Origin of the sequence: Alistipes putredinis DSM 17216 (assembly GCF_000154465.1) — a bacterium.
Lineage (GTDB): Bacteria > Bacteroidota > Bacteroidia > Bacteroidales > Rikenellaceae > Alistipes > Alistipes putredinis.
On record NZ_DS499577.1, the window covers coordinates 81377 to 100124 of the forward strand.

General features: G+C 52.5%; 12 protein-coding genes and 1 tRNA gene. 6 read left to right on the forward strand and 7 right to left on the reverse strand.

The window, feature by feature from the left end; genetic code table 11:
• Positions 1-41: 41 nt before the first annotated feature.
• Positions 42-114 (reverse strand) — tRNA-Lys (locus ALIPUT_RS00470).
• Between the two features lie 836 nt (positions 115-950).
• On the opposite strand from ALIPUT_RS00470, the gene ALIPUT_RS00475 reads away from it, so the two are divergent.
• Positions 951-3278, forward strand: a complete 2328-nt coding sequence (locus tag ALIPUT_RS00475; RefSeq protein ID WP_040293015.1) for a hypothetical protein — start codon at positions 951-953, stop codon at positions 3276-3278.
• Positions 3279-4493: 1215 nt separating this feature from the next.
• Here ALIPUT_RS00475 and ALIPUT_RS00485 read toward each other — a convergent pair.
• Positions 4494-5825 carry a glycoside hydrolase family 2 TIM barrel-domain containing protein gene (locus ALIPUT_RS00485; RefSeq protein ID WP_004327588.1) on the reverse strand — a complete coding sequence of 444 codons (1332 nt, stop codon included), beginning with the start codon at positions 5823-5825 and terminating at the stop codon, positions 4494-4496.
• Between the two features lie 240 nt (positions 5826-6065).
• On the opposite strand from ALIPUT_RS00485, the gene ALIPUT_RS00490 reads away from it, so the two are divergent.
• Together ALIPUT_RS00490 and ALIPUT_RS00495 are read left to right on the forward strand one after the other, a co-directional pair.
• Positions 6066-6509, forward strand: coding sequence for a type I restriction enzyme HsdR N-terminal domain-containing protein (locus ALIPUT_RS00490; protein ID WP_040293271.1), 444 nt, complete (start codon positions 6066-6068; stop codon positions 6507-6509).
• Positions 6510-6778: 269 nt separating this feature from the next.
• Positions 6779-7129: a DUF8177 domain-containing protein gene (locus tag ALIPUT_RS00495; RefSeq protein WP_004327590.1), complete on the forward strand. Its 351-nt coding sequence runs from the start codon at positions 6779-6781 to the stop codon at positions 7127-7129.
• 311 nt (positions 7130-7440) lie between these two features.
• Here the strand turns inward: ALIPUT_RS00495 and ALIPUT_RS00500 are convergent, their stop codons facing one another.
• From ALIPUT_RS00500 to plsY, 4 genes are all read right to left on the reverse strand, one after another.
• A complete protein-coding gene (locus ALIPUT_RS00500; RefSeq protein ID WP_004327592.1) occupies positions 7441-8184 on the reverse strand; it encodes a LytR/AlgR family response regulator transcription factor in 744 nt (247 codons plus the stop codon).
• Complete coding sequence (locus tag ALIPUT_RS00505; RefSeq protein ID WP_004327593.1) at positions 8178-9230, reverse strand: sensor histidine kinase; 1053 nt, start codon at positions 9228-9230, stop codon at positions 8178-8180. The genes ALIPUT_RS00500 and ALIPUT_RS00505 overlap by 7 nt, the downstream gene beginning before the upstream one ends.
• Before the next feature lie 393 nt (positions 9231-9623).
• Positions 9624-11324: an AMP-binding protein gene (locus tag ALIPUT_RS00515; protein ID WP_004327595.1), complete on the reverse strand. Its 1701-nt coding sequence runs from the start codon at positions 11322-11324 to the stop codon at positions 9624-9626.
• A gap of 557 nt (positions 11325-11881) precedes the next feature.
• Complete coding sequence (gene plsY, locus ALIPUT_RS00520) at positions 11882-12541, reverse strand: glycerol-3-phosphate 1-O-acyltransferase PlsY (protein WP_004327603.1); 660 nt, start codon at positions 12539-12541, stop codon at positions 11882-11884.
• A 163-nt stretch (positions 12542-12704) separates the two neighbouring features.
• On the opposite strand from plsY, the gene ALIPUT_RS00525 reads away from it, so the two are divergent.
• From ALIPUT_RS00525 to ALIPUT_RS00535, 3 genes are all read left to right on the forward strand, one after another.
• A complete protein-coding gene (locus ALIPUT_RS00525) occupies positions 12705-13703 on the forward strand; it encodes a YitT family protein (protein ID WP_040293272.1) in 999 nt (332 codons plus the stop codon).
• 89 nt (positions 13704-13792) lie between these two features.
• A complete protein-coding gene (gene miaB / locus ALIPUT_RS00530; RefSeq protein WP_004327606.1) occupies positions 13793-15169 on the forward strand; it encodes a tRNA (N6-isopentenyl adenosine(37)-C2)-methylthiotransferase MiaB in 1377 nt (458 codons plus the stop codon).
• Between the two features lie 28 nt (positions 15170-15197).
• Complete coding sequence (locus ALIPUT_RS00535; RefSeq protein ID WP_004327607.1) at positions 15198-16628, forward strand: DEAD/DEAH box helicase; 1431 nt, start codon at positions 15198-15200, stop codon at positions 16626-16628.
• Between the two features lie 477 nt (positions 16629-17105).
• Here the strand turns inward: ALIPUT_RS00535 and ALIPUT_RS00540 are convergent, their stop codons facing one another.
• On the reverse strand, positions 17106-18608 hold the full coding sequence (locus ALIPUT_RS00540; RefSeq protein ID WP_004327608.1) for a catalase: 1503 nt from the start codon (positions 18606-18608) through the stop codon (positions 17106-17108).
• Positions 18609-18748: the final 140 nt, after the last annotated feature.

Genomic DNA, 18748 nt, shown 5'->3' on the forward strand with positions numbered 1-18748 from the left:
ACAATAAAAAAGGCGGAAAACTTAAGTTTTCCGCCTTTCCGTACCCCCTCAGGGGCTCGAACCCTGGACCCCAACATTAAGAGTGTCGTGCTCTACCAACTGAGCTAAAGAGGCGTTTGCAGGTGCAAATGTAGGATGTTTTTTTTATTTCTGCAAGAAAAAAATATTTTTTCTTCGTAAAAAATGCAGAGGAGGGCTTCGAAACGGAATTTTGCTTTTTTTTATCTTGTGTATATACTAAATAAAATATTATTTAAGTTATATAGGTGCATCGACTGGTTACCGAATTATTATGTTTCAAGATTTATTATTTCGGTACATCCGTCCAGGTGATGGAAAAAACGCCGCCTGTGGGCTAAAAATCATTTTTTTTTGGGGGGGGGGATTTTTTGTAGGTACGAATATTTGAATTTTAAATGTAAGATATTCAATATATTGTGATTTTTGATTTGCTTTTTTATTGAAAAAACTGTCTTAAAAAGTTGTTTAAGTTAGATTAATTTCCTACCTTTGAGAGAATTTCGGATTAAGAATTCGATTCCGAATGAAGGCGAGAATATTGATTCCGTTCGGTGCAGTTGCTTTATCGCAGGAATACGCTGGGGAACGGACGGGACAAAAGAATTGAATTTTGTTGGTTATATTGTGTATTAGGATTATTCTACGATACTTGCATGGTGGATTTTCGCTTTTTTATGATGTTTTTAATACCTAACTTTTAATTTTTATTAACCCGAAAGGGTGTCCGGATTTCGATCCGGTAGCTCTTTCACTAAACTACTTGTTATTTTTTTTCTATGAAAAAGTATTTTTCTTTTGCGATGGCGCTTGTGGCGATGCTCGCAATGGTGAGTGCAAGCAGTGGCTGAAGCGACGATGGCGTGGATTACAGCGTCACCATCGTAGCTAAAACTACGCTTTCCTTATCGAAAAACGCTGGAACGGGTCGTTTGGCGTATGAAATTCAAGGGGCCGATAAATCGTCTATTGTCGAGGCAACGACGAACGTGGATTGGATCAAGAATTTCAACTATGCGGAGCCGGGATACGTCCAGTTTGATTACACTGCACTCGACGAGGGTGTCGAGTCTCGTTCGGGGCAGATCACCCTTTCTTATACGGGGGCAGCCGATGTAGTCGTTACCGTAAATCAGGGTGGTACCATGACGTTCGAACTTACGATCGATCCGAAGTCGATTACGGCAAACGGCTGTGCAATGCAGATCGTTCCTTCGAACGAGAGCGAGACCTATCTGTGCGCTTTTATGACTAAAGAATACGTCGATTCGTTCGAGTCCGACGAGGCTTTCATTCAGGCCGACTTGGAGGCGGTGAAAGAACAGGCCGAAAGTCGGGGGATGAAGTTGTCTGAATGGTTGAACATCTTACTCATGAAAGGTTCGAAGACCAATACCGTGGATGACTTGTCGCTTGCCAATACGGCATATTATGGGTATGTGTACGGTTGTACGTCCGAGGGCGTGCCTACTACGGACCTTTTCAAGGCGGAGTTCACGACCCAGAATGTCGAGATGACCGACCTTACGTTCACGGTTACTTCCAAGCAGGTCAATGCCGACCCTTATCCCGACAACAATCCTTACAACGTAGAGGTAACGATCACTCCGAGCAATCCGGATGCGAAGTGGATGTTCTCGACGATGAACAGTTATGTTTACAAGGTTGACGAGTGGACCAGCAAAGAGTATTTGCAGGAGTTGCAGTCCAGTGCGCGTAAGCAGCGTCCGACTCTTTATCAGGGCGAGCAGAAGTTCATGTTGAACACGTCTTTAAAAAACCGTGTATGGGGCGGTAACGACTACTATTTCTGGTGCTTCGGCATGGATGACAACTACAATATCAACAGCGAAAATGCCGAGGAATATTTCACGGTTACGACCGGAGAGATTCCTGTAACCGATAATTGCACGTTCACGGTCGAGAAGTTGAATGTGACAGCTCAGGATTGCGAGATCAAGATTACGCCCTCGAATCTGGAGACGAAATATTTCATCGGTATGTATCCCGGCGGCAGTGCCGAGAAATACGGTAAAAGCGTTTGTGTCGAGCGTCTGCTCCAGCGTCTGGATATGTATGATTCCGGTTCGGGCCTGGGTGATGGCACCCCTCCCAACTGGCAGACCAACGAATGGGTGCAGAAAGGCGAAATGACGACCAAGATGGGGGCCGATCAGGAGTGGCGTATCGAGCCGGAGAGCACTTACGAAATCTTTATTTTCGGTTTCGACAAATACGGACATCGTACTACCGATGTTTCGGTGACCGAATTCACGACTCCGGAATATGTCGCTCCTACAGATTTTAAGTTGGAATTCGAGTTCTCGAAGATCGAAATGCGTAGCTTTACTTGTACCGTTACTCCGTCTCAGGACGACGTTTGGTACCATGTAGGTCTGACTTCTGCAAACAACTTCGATCAGTATAAGGATTGGCGTCAGTTCATCGATGCAGTGATTCATGCAGACGGTGGCGGTACATTGGCACAGTATGTCGGTGAAGAGGTTCTGACATCTTCGTGTACGCCGGGTACCGAGTATGTGGCTTATGGTTTTGCTTATGCGGATGGCCAGGCTCAGTCCGATTTGAGTTCTGCCCGCGTAGAATCGAAACCGTTGCCGCGTAATATGAAAGCAACTGTATCTGGAACATGGCAGGTTTACAACGGTGATGAACTTGCAGCTCGTTATCCTGCAGCTTGGGGGAACTATGCTGGTAATCAGTATGTATGCGTTTACCAAGCGGAGCCGACTAGTGAGGAAACTGCTCATACGTGGGTCTTGATCCATGCACCTCGTGGTGGTACGCTGCCTCTGCCGGATATGTTGATCTTCGATTATTTCGAGAATTATCCGTTTGTAGCCATCTATAAGGATGCTAAGCACGGTCGTTGTACTCCGCCGGGAGTAGGTCCTTGGGGCTTCTACTATGCAGGTCAGGATGCAACCGGTGCTTGGGGTGAGTTGATGTATGAAGAAATCTTGCTGAACGATCCTGACCACCAGGGTGATATCGATACTGCTCCGACCGATGGTTTCGATGATAAGCGCGGCGAGGTATCGGCTGTATCGACCGTATCGAAGGTGGATCTTTCTGCTCCGATTCGTTTCAGCCAGGCTTCGTTCATGCAGATCGAGCGCGAGCGTGCAGACCATGGCAAGTCTTCGATCCTCAATGCAGCTTCTAAAAAGGAGGTATCGGATAAATTGGATTTTGATGTAAGAGCACAGCTCAAGGCTGCTTCTGAAATCGTTAAATAATCCGAAACAAAACGGTTATTCGTCGAATTTCGACGAGTAACGGAATCCCGGAGGGGAAGAGAGCGATCTCTTCCCCTCTTTTTTGTGTATAAGGATCTTTGGAAGAGATAGACTTGGGGAAAGTCCCTTGACATTCGTTTGTATGTCGGGGAAAGTCCGGCGGCATTTGCGCCTGTTTTACGGGGACTGATAATGTGATTGTCTTTTGTTTTATGGGATTGATTGGGAGCGAGGTTTCTGTTTTGCAGGGAAGATCGTCAGTGCCCCCCCCCTCTCTTTGGAGTGTTCGAATCGTTTTTTATAGGAAGGTTGTCGGTGCTAAGAGTCCGATTATTGATAACGGCTGCTTGGGGCAGGAAATGACAGAGTCGGATTGGTGTTTGTCCGGGTATTTCATCCTTGGGCGGAGTGATTGGTGCTGGTGTCCCTATTCTTCGGTATTTTTTTCGTCGCTCCCGAACGGAAAGTAAAAAGTAATGGGCATTGCCGTCTTTCTATAGCTATCTATATAGTGGTAAATAGAAAAACCGGCCTGCAAATATCGGCGGAATGCTGAGTAGGGTTTTGTATTCCGTATAATGGTGTCGAATCGGGTGCGACAGGGTGGGAGTTTCAAAACCAGGGCAAGGACGGTTTTCAGAGATATTGGAAGGAACCCTTCGATAGCGGATGCTCCGTCACTTGTCGCTTGTTACTTCTCCTGTCATCTGCATCTATTATCTGTTGCCCGTTACTTGTGTCCCTGTTATTTACCTTCGTCACCTGCTGACTGTTTCAGCTATCCGTCGCTTGCCGTTGCTCGCCATTTGCCCGGTTGTACGCTGCCGGCCTTCTGTCCCCTGACTCATCGCCCGATTGCCTGCTACCAGCTTTTCCCGGTCGGTTGTTATCTGTAGTTGCCGCTCGTCACGTGCTACCAACTCTTCGTCGCTTGCTCTCTGCTCCCGTCGCTTGTTGTTCGCTGCCTGTCTTTCGTTACTCGCCATTTGCGCCTGTCACTCGCTTGCCGTTGCCTGTCTTTTGACCTGTTGCCTGCTGTCAGCACTCGTCGTCCGAGGGAGGTTTCTGTCGTGCGTGTTCGATCGTAAAACGAAACGATCCGACAAAACTTGTCGGAAGCGAGGTGTTTTAAGATGTTCTTGGAGTGTAGTACGAATGAAAAAAGGCTGTCTATATGTAGCAGACAGCCCTTTTTATTTTTGAGCGGCGAGCGGATTATTGTTCGGCCGACAGCCGGAGTTTGTCGCTGTTCCACTCTCCGCCGGCATCGGGGTAGAGAACCGGGCGCTCCTTTTCGAGGCCCTTGAGGTGGAGATAACCTTCGTAGAGGTTGATTCCGTTGGCGGAATCTTCGGCGAGCGAGAATGCTACGACACACGGATGCAGTTTCGTGGTGTGGTAGCTCTCCTCGATACGGGCGATATAGGCCGCCTGCCATGCGGGATCGTTGCTGGGATTCCCTCCCTTGCGGCGGGACATACCGCTGCGGCTGGTGTTGATCGGAGCCTGTTCGACGACATAGAAGCCATATCGGTCGCAAAGGTCGTACAGCGCACCGGATACGCCGCCTGCCGGAAGCAGAATCAGGTTGTACCCCTGTTCCTTCCATTCGAGCAGTTGGCTCGGCGATACGGTCGTACCCAGGTCGGGTACGGCCTTGAGTGCTACCGGATACCCGTTGATCGCCAACTGCCCCCGGGTGTTGCCGACGGTGCGGAAGCCGACCTTGAGCGATACGTACTCCGTATAACGGCCTTCAGTCTGTGTCTTGAGCCGCAGGGTGTAGAGTGTCGGGTTGCGGGCGCTCCATACCATCGTATCGGGAATCTGGGCGACCAGACGCAGGGTATCTTCCCTGCGCATGTCGAGTTCGATCTCCTGGCTGCCGTATGTCACGACTTCGTCCTGCGGCGTCAGCAGTTCGTAGTGGATTTTCGCTTTCTTGGGATTCAGCGCGTCGGTTTTCACCACGATGCCTACCTCGCCGTTGAAGACGCTGCCGTTTCGGTACGTTTTGGTGAACAGGTCGCGGATGCGGATGGTCGGCTGGGAAAAGACGTAGCAACTGCCTAACGCCGGTTCGGAGGGATGCGCCCAACTTTCGAGTACGGCGCTTGCAGGATTGGACAGCACCTTGATCGTCAGATTATTGACCCCTTCCCGGACCTGTTTGGTGAAGTTGTAATCCGCCGGATTGCTCCCGTTCTGGCAATATCCCGCGACTTTCCCGTTCAGGCGAATTTCGTAAGCCGACGAAGCCCACTCCACATGCAGGAGCACCTGGCGGTTTATCCAGGCGAAGGGCACCGTGAATTTCGTGGAGAACTCCGTGCCGGCTTCGGTCGTCGTTTTTTCCCACTCTGCCAGCGGGGTGAAGTATTTGGAGGCTTCGCGCGATCCGGCGGCAGCCTCTTCCGCCGTCGGATAGACGACGAAAGTGGTGCGGGAAAGCTCCTTGCCTATCTCGACCGGCTCCGGCGAAGCGTAATCCTGGGCGCAGGTCATCCATGCGGAAGAGAGAAGGAGCAAGGTCAAAAGACTCTTCATAAGGCGATAAATTTTTTATGCGGCTCGGGCGGATGCGGACGAGTTGGACCCGCCGTCCGCCTTTCGCTGTTTAGTTAAGTAATAAGATACGATCGGCACTCTTTGTTTGCGAGCCCGTACGCTCGCTCCCGCTTTGCGCTGTATTCTGCGGCTTGGGGCACTTTGCATACGGGGCGATACGGATTCCGTCGCCTTTTCGTATATTTGTCCCTGTAAAGTTACTAATTTTTTCCGAATATGATTCCCGACTATCCCCGGCTCAATTTTCCTGCAGTCAAATTGCGGATTTCGCAGCGTGGGGAGCAGATGACCGTTTGGGATCCGCTTCGGGGAATCTACCTGGTGCTGACTCCCGAGGAGTGGGTGCGCCGTCACCTGATCGGGTTCCTGATTTCCCATTGCGGAGCACAGCCCATGCGGATCGTCCAGGAGTATGCCGTAGCGATGAACGGATCTCCGCAGCGTGCCGATGTGGTGGTCGTGGACGATCGGGCCTGTCCGCTGATGCTCGTCGAGTGCAAGGCTGCCGGGATCGGAATAGACCGTCAGGTGCTGGCGCAGGCCGTCCGGTACAATTCGGTGCTGGGGGCCCGTTACGTGGTCCTGACCAACGGCCTGGTGCACTATTGTTACGAGTATGCCGAGGGGCGATATACCCGTATGGACCGTTTTCCCCGCTTGTAAGTCATAGGCTTTATGCGGGCCTGATGCGCATGGATTTTTCCCGATACTTTTGCATTCGGATATATTTTGGTTAATTTAATCAAAATATTTGGGGGGGGGATTTTTATATTAGTTTTGTACCGAAAAGAGTAAAAGCCCCCCCCCACAATAATTTATTGTAAAAATATCGGAATCTTCTGCATATAGTAAAAGACATTATTTCGTATCTTGGATATTATTTCGTAACGATTGGAAATCAACTCTTTTACATCACTTCAAATTCATTTGCTATGAAAAAAATTATTCTTTCGTGCGCTGCCGCTCTGCTGGCGATAGGAAGCGCCCATGCAACTCCCAAATTTTTGAGTTTGAACAACAAACACGGCAAAACAACTATCAAAATTGAAATCCCTGCATCCGACCGTGATGAAACCAACGGACTTTCAATCGAAGATGTGGTGCTTTATAACAGTGGTAAAACCTTCCAGGCAAAGAGTGTCGATGCAATTTGGGGCGATAATTCCACCGTTATTTTGCAGTTCGAGAAACTTACCGCTTTCGAGGATTGCACACTCTCTTTTTCTCTCAACGGTGAGCCGGTCAGTCTGGATATTCAGAGCTGCCTGGCCGATCGCAAATAAGATTCGCCCCTCATAGTCGGGGTTGGTGGCAAGCGTGCCTGCGCTCTGGGAATGCAGAGTTTATATTTGGGGGTCATGTCTTTCCGATGTACCCTTGGCCAACGATCGCGGCATCGAGCTTATTTGCGGTCTGTGCCGCTTCTGTAATGCCGACACGCCCTTCCTCTCCAAAGAGGGGAAGGGCGTGTCGGCTTCCAATAGCTCCCCGAAAACATATAATCGCGTTTTGTTATTTGTTGCCGGGCGGTCGAATGTCCGTTCGGAACGGTGCGATTTCTCCTGAAGATATCGACTTCGGAGGCGATTCTCCGTTATAGATTCTGGTAATGAGCTTCGATGTATCGTTGGAACGCCTCCCGGTAATTTTCGCCGATCGGAACGTATTCGCTGTCACTTATGAAAACCCGACCTTTCACGTAGCTCCTGATACGTTGCAGGTTGACGATGTAGGAACGGTGGACCCGCATGAACATTTCCGACGGCAGGGCCGCTTCCATGTTCTTGAGCCGGAAAAGAGTCGTGATGGTCGATCGGTCGTCCAGATGGAGCCGTACGTATTCGCCTTCGCTTTCCAGATAAACGATGTCGCTGATGCGTACCAGCGTCGTTTTATAATCGGCTTTGATCGAGATGTACTCCCGGTCGCGCGGGGTGGCTTCCGGGGCCGGGACGTCCCCCTGTGTCTTCCGATAGGCCAACAGTTCATACAGCGATTGCGCTTTGGTTACCGAACGGTTGAAATCGGCGAAGCTGAACGGTTTGAGCAGGTAGTCGATCGCATCGAGTTTGAATCCCTCGACGGCGTATTCCGAATATGCCGTCGTGAAGATAATCATCGGGCGGCTGACGAGCGACCGTACGAACTCTACGCCGCTCAAATCGGGCATGTTGATATCCACGAAAATCAGGTCGATCGGATTTCCGGCCAGATATTGCTGGGCTTCGATGGCGTTGGTGAACGCTTTTTCGAGCTTCAGAAAATTGATTTTGGCGATATAACCCTGTAATTGCCGCAGTGCCAGCGGCTCGTCGTCTATGGCGATACATTTCAGCATGGCATGATGGGGATTATGAGTTTGACGGTATAAACGGCCGGATCGGAATCGTCGATAGCGAGCGTATAGTTGTCCTGGTAAATCAATGCCAGCCGTTTTTTGACGTTTTCGAGTCCGATGCCCGTAGTACCCGACCGGGATTTTTCGTGACGGCTGTTGCTGATGACGGCCGTTACCGCATCATCCCGGTAGCCGATTCGGATCTGGATGAACGAGGCGTGGTTATAACTTACTCCGTGCTTGAACGCGTTTTCGACGAATACGATCAGCAGCAGGGGCGGGATGGCCACTTTATTCGGGATCGAGTCCGGATAGTCGAAACGGATGTCGATGCTGCTGTCGTAGCGGATGCGCATCAACTCGATGTAGTTCTCGATGAATTGGATGTCCTTTTTGAGCGATATGGTTTCGCTGCCCGATTCGTAGAGAACGTACCGCATCATCTTGGACAGTTCGATGACGGCGCTTTTCGCGTATTCGGTATCTATGTCGATCAGGGCGTGGATATTGTTGAGCGTATTCATGAAGAAATGGGGGTTGATCTGGTATCGCAGATAATCCATTTCCGCTTGCAGGTTCTGACGTTTGAGCTCCTCCATTTGCTGTTCGTCGCGCAGGGAGCGATACAGCAGTTTGATACCCATGTTCAGGCCCGTCATGAAGAATCCCAGCAGGATGTTCCAATAGATCGCCAGATCGGTGAATGACGCTTTGCCGTTCAGGATGTAGGGTTCGGTGTCGTATGGAGCGTATTTTTCATAAATGGCGACCAGCGAGAAAACGGCCGTAATGGTCAGCAGATTGACGACCAGATACCATACATAACGATGTTTTCGCAGTAACAGTCTGGGAGCGATCAGGCTGTTGTGGATGATGAAGATCAGCAGATAAGGTGCGATTTTTAGCCAGGCGATCAGGATGTTCTCCAGACTGACGTGTACCTCTTCGAGCATTTTCGAGTTGAGGACCGGTACTAGGATAATCACCATCCATACCATCAGGTACAGGAGGTTTTCTCCGATCATTTGTTTGCTGCTGAATTTCATATTGGCAAAGATAGCGATAAGCCGGAGGCAAACGCAAATTTATTTGCATTTTGTCGAGGCGAAATGTTCGGTGTCAGAGATAGTGAAAGGTGAGGTCAATCGTGCAGGCTTGCACGCAAAGATTGCCGAACCGCATCCTATCTTCTACAAATACAAAGATAGTGAAAGCCGAGAAGAAAACGGGAACTTGTTCATCGTTTTCCGAGGCGCATCCTGTTTTCTGCAAAGATAGTGAAAGGTAAGGACAATCGTACGGACTATTGCGAAGATTTCCGAGGAGCCTTCGAAACAGCTTGCCGCCTGAAAAGGCGGCAAGCTGTTTCGAAGGGAAACTTGTCGGATTGTCGGCGGAAAACCCTTCGATAGCGATTTTTCGTGCGTCATCGAATCGGCCTATTTCTCCAGCAGAGCCGTATTGTATAGGTAGCGCTTGATGCTGCGTTTGGGCGTCTTTTCAAATTCGGTGGGATAGACCGTGATGCTTGCGACCTGTTCGTAGGATGCCAACAGTTTGTTGAGTTCCTTGAGGTTGTTTTCCATGATTCGGGGCAGTTCCTCTTTATCGATCCCTTCGAGCTCCGCCTGTTCGAAGTCGGGAACGACCAATGCCGTCAAACGACCGTTGTGCTCCAGAACCAGCGATTCCTGGACCATATACATGTTGTTGAGTTTGTCTTCGATCTCTTCGGGGTAAATGTTCTGTCCGCTTCCCGTGAGTATCATGGTTTTCGAGCGGCCGCGGATGTAAAGCGTGCCGTCCGGATCCATCGTGGCGATGTCGCCCGTATGGAGCCACCCTTTTTCGTCCAGGACCTTCCGGGTTTCCTCCTCGTTCTTGTAGTAACCCATCATGACGTGCTCGCCGTGCACCAGGATCTCGCCCGCGACGTGTTCGGGATCGGGCGAGTCGATCTTCACCTGGATAAATTCCGAGAGGAAACGCCCGCAGGAACCGGCCTTGAATTCGTTGTCGGGAGTGAAGCTGATGAGCGGAGCGCATTCGGTCATGCCGTATCCAATCGTGATCGGGAATTTGATACTCATCAGAAATGCTTCGGTTTCCATATTCATCGGTGCACCGCCCACGATGAAGATGTTCACCTCTCCGCCGAACGATTCCATCATCTTCTTGCGGATTACCGAGCGCAGGGCGGTATTCAGCAGCGGAATCTTCATAGCGATACTCATCGGCCCCTTTTCGAGCAGCGGCAGTACCTGTTTGCGATAGACTTTCTCGAGAATCAGGGGTACGCAGCAAATGATCGTGGGGCGCACGACCTGCATGGCTTCGATCAGGATCTTCGGAGTGGGAATTTTGCCCAGCAGGGTGATGTGGCCTCCGACGGCCAGCGGCGCGAGAAAGTCGAATGCACAGCCGTAGGCGTGTGCCAGAGGCAGGAACGAGAGCGTGCGTCCGCCGCGCTGGAAATAGTTCGTGCCGGTTTGGGTGTTTATGGCTCCTCGGGCGAAGAGCACGTTGCCCGTCAGGTTATTGACCGAGAGCATGACGCCTTTCGAATATCCGGTCGTTCCCGAGGTGTAGTTGAGCAGGATCATCCGGTCGTTGGGAATCTTGTGAAAGCGGATATGCTCCGGTCCGAACCCTTTCGGATAGGCTTTGCGGAAGTGATTTTCGCGGTTCTTCTGGAAATCCGTCAGTTTCTTCGGATCCCGGCGCTCGTAGATCGCGTTCAGGTCCGTGAGCGAGAAGACGGCTTCGACTTTCCGGATCTGGTCGGCTTCGATCGCGTCCCAGAACGTGTCGCCCAGGAAAAGCAGTCGGCTTTCCGAATGGTTGATGATGTGGATCACGTCGTTGGCATGGAAATCCTGCAGAATGGGCACGATGACCGCGCCGTAAGTGATCGTGGCGATGTAGGTGATGCACCAGCGGGGATTGTTGCGGCCGATCAGCGCAATTCGGTCGCCCTGCCGGATGCCCGCCTCGTCGAAGAGCAGATGCAGCTTGGCGATCTCGGCGCCCATTTCCAGGTAGGTGAAGTTCTCCTGCTTGAAATAGTCGGTCAATGCCGGCAGTGCATAGTTCTCCCGGAAGCTGGTTTCGTAAATATTAATCAGGTTTTCGCGTAACATAGAATTTTCGGTATCAAGTAGTGGATAATTCAATTTTTAGGGCGAAACGCTTGTCCCGGGGGGACTGGTGTCCGGCCGGATTCGGGTTATTCTTCTTAACCTCTTCCGGCAAAGATAATATATGCCGGGAACAAAGCAAATTTCGTGTGTTTCGCTTTTTGACAGTTCGTACAAATCGGTATTCGTTGCGAGCAAATATATGAAAATCTATCCAATCGGTAAAATACCCGTTTTTTGTCGGAAGAATTCGGGGATGCCTTCGTTTTTATTTTACAAGGCCGTTTCAGCCGGTTTCGACAGATCGGATCGCAGCGGAAACAGACACAAATAGATCGAAATCGGACAATACAAGCGTGTTGAATAATGGCGATTTCCGGCTCGCTATTTACCGTGGATTGAATGTCCGATCTGAAACGGGCGGATGAAGCGATCCGAATGACCGTTGGGGCAGGAGATGGAGCAGTCGGATTTTTTTGTGCCTATTCGGATATGGTTCCGGTTTCGGACCTTATTCGATAAAAAACGATTCGCCAAACAAGCGAATCGTTTTTACCGTGCTATTTGTCCGCTTTTCGATGGGGCTTCCAGATGTATATTTTGGATTCCGTGCCGTTTTTCAGCCGAACGATATTTTTGCGGTGGGTGTAGAGCAGCAGAACGGCCGTGACGAACGAGAAGACGATGAAAGGCACCGATTGGTTCACTTTGGGCGAAGCGATCGTGAAGACCGGAAAGCAGCAGCCGGCCACGATCGAGGCGAGTGAAACGTAGTGCGTCATCATCAGGATCACGACCCATACGGCGAAGCAGAGCAGTACTACCGGCGGATAAATACCCGTAATCGCCCCTACCAGGGTCGCCACGCCCTTGCCGCCCCGGAATCCCGCGAAAATGGGGAAGATGTGTCCGAGCACGGCGGCGAATACGGCGATGATCTTGATATTTATCAGCCACATATCGTTGATGTAGGCGTCGTATTTGAGGATCTCGGTCAATGTGACCGCGACGAATCCCTTGAGGAAATCCAGCAGAAAGACCGGCAGGGCTGCTCGGCGTCCCAGTACCCGCAGCATGTTGGTCGTACCGGCGTTTTTGCTGCCGTGTTCCCGGATGTCGATGCCGTAATATTTTTTGCCTATCCATACGGCGCTGGGGATCGAGCCGAGCAGGTAGGCGATGATTATCATCGTGATAATGCAATAGTAAGTCAGTATCATGCCCTTTATTTGTCAGGATTGTATATGCAAATATAAACGAAAAAAATTTAAATACTGCGGCTTTTGGGGAAAATAGTCCGAAGCGAACGGGAAATCCGGGAGTTTTTCGTATATTTGCAAAATTAAATCAATTATTAACCGCTCTAAAATAGTTAATTTTATGATCAATACGAAAGCTTTATTGGAGCCGATGGGGTCTTGGGCCTGGTGGCGTTCCTGGATTCAGTTGTTTGTCGGTTGTGCGATCATGGGATCCGGTTTCGTTTTTTTTATCAATCCTTACAATTTCGTTCCGGGCGGAGTCTATGGCGCCGGCATCGTATTGCATAATATTTTCCCGTCGATCCAGGTCGGTACTTTCGGCTATATGTTCGACGTGCCGCTGATGATTACCGCCGTATTGGTTTTCGGCGGACAGTTCGGCGCCCGGACGGTGGTGGCTGCGCTGTTCACGCCCGGTTTTATGAATATCCTGACGCGGTTGGTCTATTCCGATGCGGCATTTACGGCCGACGGTATCAATCTCGATCCGGCGCTATTGCTGGGCGGTTCGCTCAACTTGTCGAACGATCTGTTGCTGACCTGTATCATCGGTGCGGTCGTTATCGGCGTGGGGCAGGGTATGGTCGTGCGGACACAGGCTACCACGGGCGGTACGGACATTATCGCCATGTTGCTTCAGAAGTATGCGGGCATCAAGTTTTCCACGGGTATCTTCCTGGCGGATTGCGTGGTGATCCTTTCTGGCTTGGTGGTGATCGGTTTCGGTCTTGGTACGGGCGATAGTTCGGGTTCGGGCTGGGTGCTGACACTCTATTCGCTCATTACGATCTTCATCTGTTCGCGGGTCGTAGCCCGGGTGATCGACGGTGCGTCGTACGACAAGTTGCTGTTCATCATCAGCGATGAAAACGAAAAACTCCGGACATTCATTCTGGAGGATCTGGAACGCAGCGCTACTTTTATCAAGGCACGGGGTATGTACTCCGAGGAGGAAAAGGATATGATTTTCCTGGTGGTCGATCGCAAGGAGGTGCATGCGGTACAGCGTAAGGTACAGGAGATCGACCCGAAAGCATTCTTCGTGGTTACGGATGCCTACGATACCTACGGAGAGGGCTTCAAGCCTTTCCCGGAAGCGGGTGCGATTCAGGCACAGTAATTTTCAGAAATACCGGGGAAACGGGAACCGCGATCGTCGATTCCCGTTTTTCGGTCCTAATTTTACCGGGCGAGTCCGGTTTTGCAACTATGAATAACGAGAAGATAAATACTTTGCGTCCGCTGCAGGGTGCGGGCCGTAAACTTTTTGTCGAAACATACGGCTGTCAGATGAACGTCGGCGATACGGAAATCGTCGTTGCGATCATGCAGCAGGAGGGCTATGTCTATACCGACAAGATCGAGGAGGCGGATGTCGTTCTGATCAATACCTGTTCGATCCGAGATAATGCCGAACAGCGCATTTGGGGACGTTTGCGGGAGATGGCTCATCTGCGCCGCCGCCGGCCGGGACTGCTCGTCGGTATTATCGGTTGTATGGCCGAACGTTTGCGGGAACGGCTGCTCGAAGGGGAGAACCCCGTGGATATCGTCGCCGGTCCGGATGCGTACCGCGACCTGCCCCGCCTGGTGCGCGAAGCGGGCGAAGGCGGCCGGGGCGTCAATGTCCTGCTTTCCCGCGAGGAAACCTACGCCGAAATCGCTCCCGTGCGGCTCGATCGCAACGGCGTGAGCAGTTATATCGCCATCATGCGCGGGTGCAACAACTATTGTTCGTACTGCGTGGTGCCTTATACGCGGGGCGTGGAGCGCAGCCGCGATCCGCAGACTATTCTGAGCGAAGCCCTCTGCCTGTTCGAGAACGGTTACCGGGAGGTGACGCTGTTGGGACAGAACGTCAATTCGTATCGTTATGGAGCGGTCGATTTTCCGGAGCTGATGCGCCTTGTGTCCGAAATTTCGCCGCTGTTGCGCGTTCGGTTCGCAACGTCGCATCCCAAGGACATGAGCGACCGTCTGCTCGAAGTGATGGCGTCGAAACCCAACATCTGCCGCTGCATCCACCTGCCTGCCCAGTCGGGATCGTCGCGGATGCTCGAGAAGATGAACCGCAAATATACGCGCGAATGGTACCTCGACCGCATCGCCGCTATCCGCCGCTATATGCCCGATTGCGCGATTACGACCGACCTGATCGCCGGATTCTGCAGCGAAACGGACGAGGATCATCGGCAGACGCTTTCGCTGATGCGGGAGGTGGGGTATGAATTCGCCTATATGTTCAAGTATTCCGAGCGGCCCGATACGTTCGCTCAACGTCACATGCCCGACGATGTGCCGGATTCGGTCAAGACGGCCCGTTTGAACGAAATCATCGCCTTGCAGAATACGCTTTCGGCCGAAAGCAACGCCCGCGATGTCGGCAAAGAGTTCGAAATTCTGGTGGAAGGTACTTCCAAGCGCAGCGACCGGCAGCTTTTCGGACGTACGTCGCAGAATAAGGTGGTGGTCTTCGATCGCGGCGAGTGCCGGATCGGGGATTACGTGCGGGTGCGGGTGACCGCCTCCTCGTCGGCGACGTTGCAGGGAGAGTTGGTCGAAAGAACCCGCCCGTTTGAAGTGTAATAATTGGAAAAGAAAGAAAACGCATAGTATGAGATTTGACGAACTCGATCTGGAAGACGAGGTGCTGGACGGCATCGACGCCATGAATTTTCAGGAGATGACTCCTGTGCAGGAGCAGACCATTCCGATCATTCTGGACGGGCGCGATATTATCGCCTGCGCCCAGACCGGTACGGGCAAGACGGCTGCCTATACGCTGCCGCTGCTGAACCGGCTGCTGCTCGAAGGCAATGAGAAGAACGTCGTGAAATCGGTCATTATCGTACCCACGCGCGAGTTGGCACAGCAGATCGACATGCAGTTCCAGGGCTTTTCCTACTATATGCCCGTTTCTACCGCCGTAATTTACGGCGGCGGCGACGGCCGCGGCTGGGACCAGCAGAAGCGCGGCCTGCAAATGGGTGCCGATGTGGTGATCGCCACGCCCGGACGCCTGATTTCGCACCTTATGAACAGCCGCGTCGATCTTTCGCATGTGGATTACCTGATTCTGGACGAGGCCGACCGTATGCTCGATATGGGTTTTTACGACGACATTATGCAGATCGTTTCCTATATGCCCAAATCGCGGCAGACGCTGATGTTCTCCGCGACGCTGCCGCCCAAGATCCGGCAGATGGCCAAGCAGATTCTGAACGATCCCGCCGAGGTCAATATCGCCATTTCGAAGCCCAACGAGGCGATCGAACAGGGTGCTTATATCTGTTACGAGGGCCAAAAGCTGGGGATCGTCCGCGAGATGTTCTCCTGGCCTTCGGAGTCCAAGACGATCATTTTCTCCTCTTCCAAACAAAAGGTCAAGGAGTTGGCCCATACGCTCAAGCGTATGAAGCTCGACGTGGCTCCCATGCACTCCGATCTGGATCAGGAGAAACGCGAGCAGGTGATGCTCGATTTTAAGAATAATAAAGTGAGGATTCTCGTAGCGACGGACATCGTCGCACGCGGTATCGACATCGAGGATATCGGCATGGTCATCAATTATGACGTGCCGCACGATCCCGAAGATTATATCCATCGCATCGGCCGCACGGCGCGGGCCAGCGCTACGGGGCGGGCCGTTACGTTCGTGAACGAGGAGGAGCAGGGTAAATTCCACCGTATCGAGGAGTTTATCGAGCGGGAGATTCCGAAATTGTCCTTGCCGGAAGCCGTAGGTGCAGGCCCTGAATATAACCCCGCCGCTTTTTCCGGTCATGGCGGCCGCCGGGGACGCAGTGGGTCGGGCCGTGGCGGAAACGGACGCAGCGGGGGACGTGGTCGGAGCCGTGGACGCGACGGTGCGAAGAGTGCCGGTCCGGTACCTGCAGAAGGTGTCGTCGCGGCTGCGAATGTGGAGTCCCGCCACGGAGAAGGTCGTGGCGAGGGTAATCGCGGCAGCCGGGACCGGGGGCGTCGTCGTAACCGAAATCGCAACCGTAATCGCAATAAAGGCGGCGACGATACGCCGCAGGCATAGTGCCTTTTGAAATTCGCAGCGCCGGATTGCGGCTCCCGAAAGTGCGGGATCGCAGTCCGGCATTGTATTTTACGGAGCCGGCCAAGACCCCGTAAAGGTATGTCCAATGTCCCGGAACGATGCTGGAATACCGTCCTTGATTGCCTCTTGCAAGGAAACCGATCCGCTTGTGCGGACCGGCCTGTCGATGTTGTCGCCGGGAGCAAGGTGTCGGCTGGCATTTTTCGAAGTATCGTTGTCGAGGGGAGAAAGCCTGCGGAGCCGGAAAGAGTGGCGGAGGCGGAGGCGTCATCGATCCCATCGTATGAGGCTTTTCGCGTCGGGCCGTTCGTGCCGGACGGGCCTTGTTTTGCGGGGCGTTCGGACAGGGTGAAGAGGACGTATTGCGTAAAATCCCGGATGAATACATATTCATCCGGGATTTTGTAGCGATCTTAACGAAATGGAGGAACCTCCTTTCGGTGCGTCTGCTGCGAATCACTTTTTGTTGCGGGGATCCCACGTCGGGTGTGCCGGGTCCTCCGCTTTCAGGGCTTCCTCATAGTCGATACCCAATGCCTTCGCCACGCCTTTGCCGTATTCGGGATCGGCGTAGGAGCAGTTGCGCACGTGCCGCTGTTTGATGAAGAGGGCGCTGTCGCCCATCGCGCGGGCCGTGTTCTCGCACGTCGCCCGTTGGTCTTCGGCCGACATCAGCCGCCAGAGCTTGCCCGGTTGGGTGAAATAGTCGCTGTCGAGTTCCCGTTCGTCGTAATTGTAGATGGCACCGTTCACCTCCAAAGGCGGTTCTTTCAGGTTCGGGCTGTCCTGCCATTCGCCGTAGCTGTTCGGCTGGTAGGGGATCGTCGCTCCGTAATTGCCGTCCGTGCGCATCTGTCCGTCGCGGTGGTAGTCGTGGAACGGACAGCGGGGTTTATTCACGGGAATCAGGTTGTTGTTCACGCCCAGCCGGTAGCGCTGTGCGTCGCCGTAGGAGAAGAGCCGCCCCTGCAACATCTTGTCGGGCGAGAAGCCGATGCCTTCGATGACGTTCGCAGGGTTGAACGCCGCCTGTTCGATTTCGGCGAAGAAGTTGTCCGGGTTGCGGTTCAGTTCGAGAATACCCACGTCATGCAGCGGGAAATCGCCGTGATACCACACTTTGGTCAGGTCGAAGGGATTGATTTTGTAGTTTCGGGCCTCCTCTTCGGTCATCAGCTGCACCTGCATCAGCCAGCGGGGATAATCGCCCCGTTCGATCGCTTCGAACAGGTCGCGCTGGTTCGACTCCCGGTCTTTGGCGATGACCGCCTCGGCTTCGGCGTCCGTGAGGTTCTTGATGCCTTGCAGGGTGCGGAAATGGAATTTGACCCATGTGCGCTTGTTGTCCTTGTCGTAGAAGCTGAAGGTGTGGCTGCCGAAGCCGTGCATATGGCGGAACGAGGCCGGAATGCCGCGCGGACTCATCGTGATCGTCACCTGGTGGAGCGCTTCCGGGAGGAGCGTCCAAAAATCCCAGTTGTTGTTGGCACTTCGCATGCCGGTGCGCGGATCGCGTTTGATGGCGTGGTTCAGGTCGGGGAATTTCAGCGGATCGCGCAGGAAGAAGACCGGCGTGTTGTTGCCTACCAGGTCCCAGTTGCCCGTGTCGGTGTAGAATTTCATGGCGAAGCCCCGGATGTCGCGCTCGGCATCGGCGGCGCCGCGCTCTCCGGCTACGGTCGAGAAGCGGACCAGACAGTCGGTCTTTTTACCCACCTGCGAAAAGATCGAGGCCCGGGTGTATTTGGTGATGTCGTGCGTCACGGTGAAGGTCCCGAAAGCTCCCGATCCTTTGGCGTGCATGCGGCGTTCGGGGATCACTTCCCGGTCGAAATGGGCGAGTTTTTCGAGATACCATACGTCTTGCAGCATGGCGGGGCCGCGCACGTCGGCGGTTTGGATGTTTTGGTTGTCGGCAATGGGTTTCCCGTTTTCGGAGGTCAGTCTTTTCTTGTCCATATCCTATCGTTTTTTGTCGGCATGCAGAAAATGCCGGACCGGTTTATGATTGAATTTCATATCGTTGTAATTCAGAGCAAAAACATTGCCATACAGACTGGCGTTGCCTCTTTGGGGATATGTTTTTTCTGCGAGGAGCG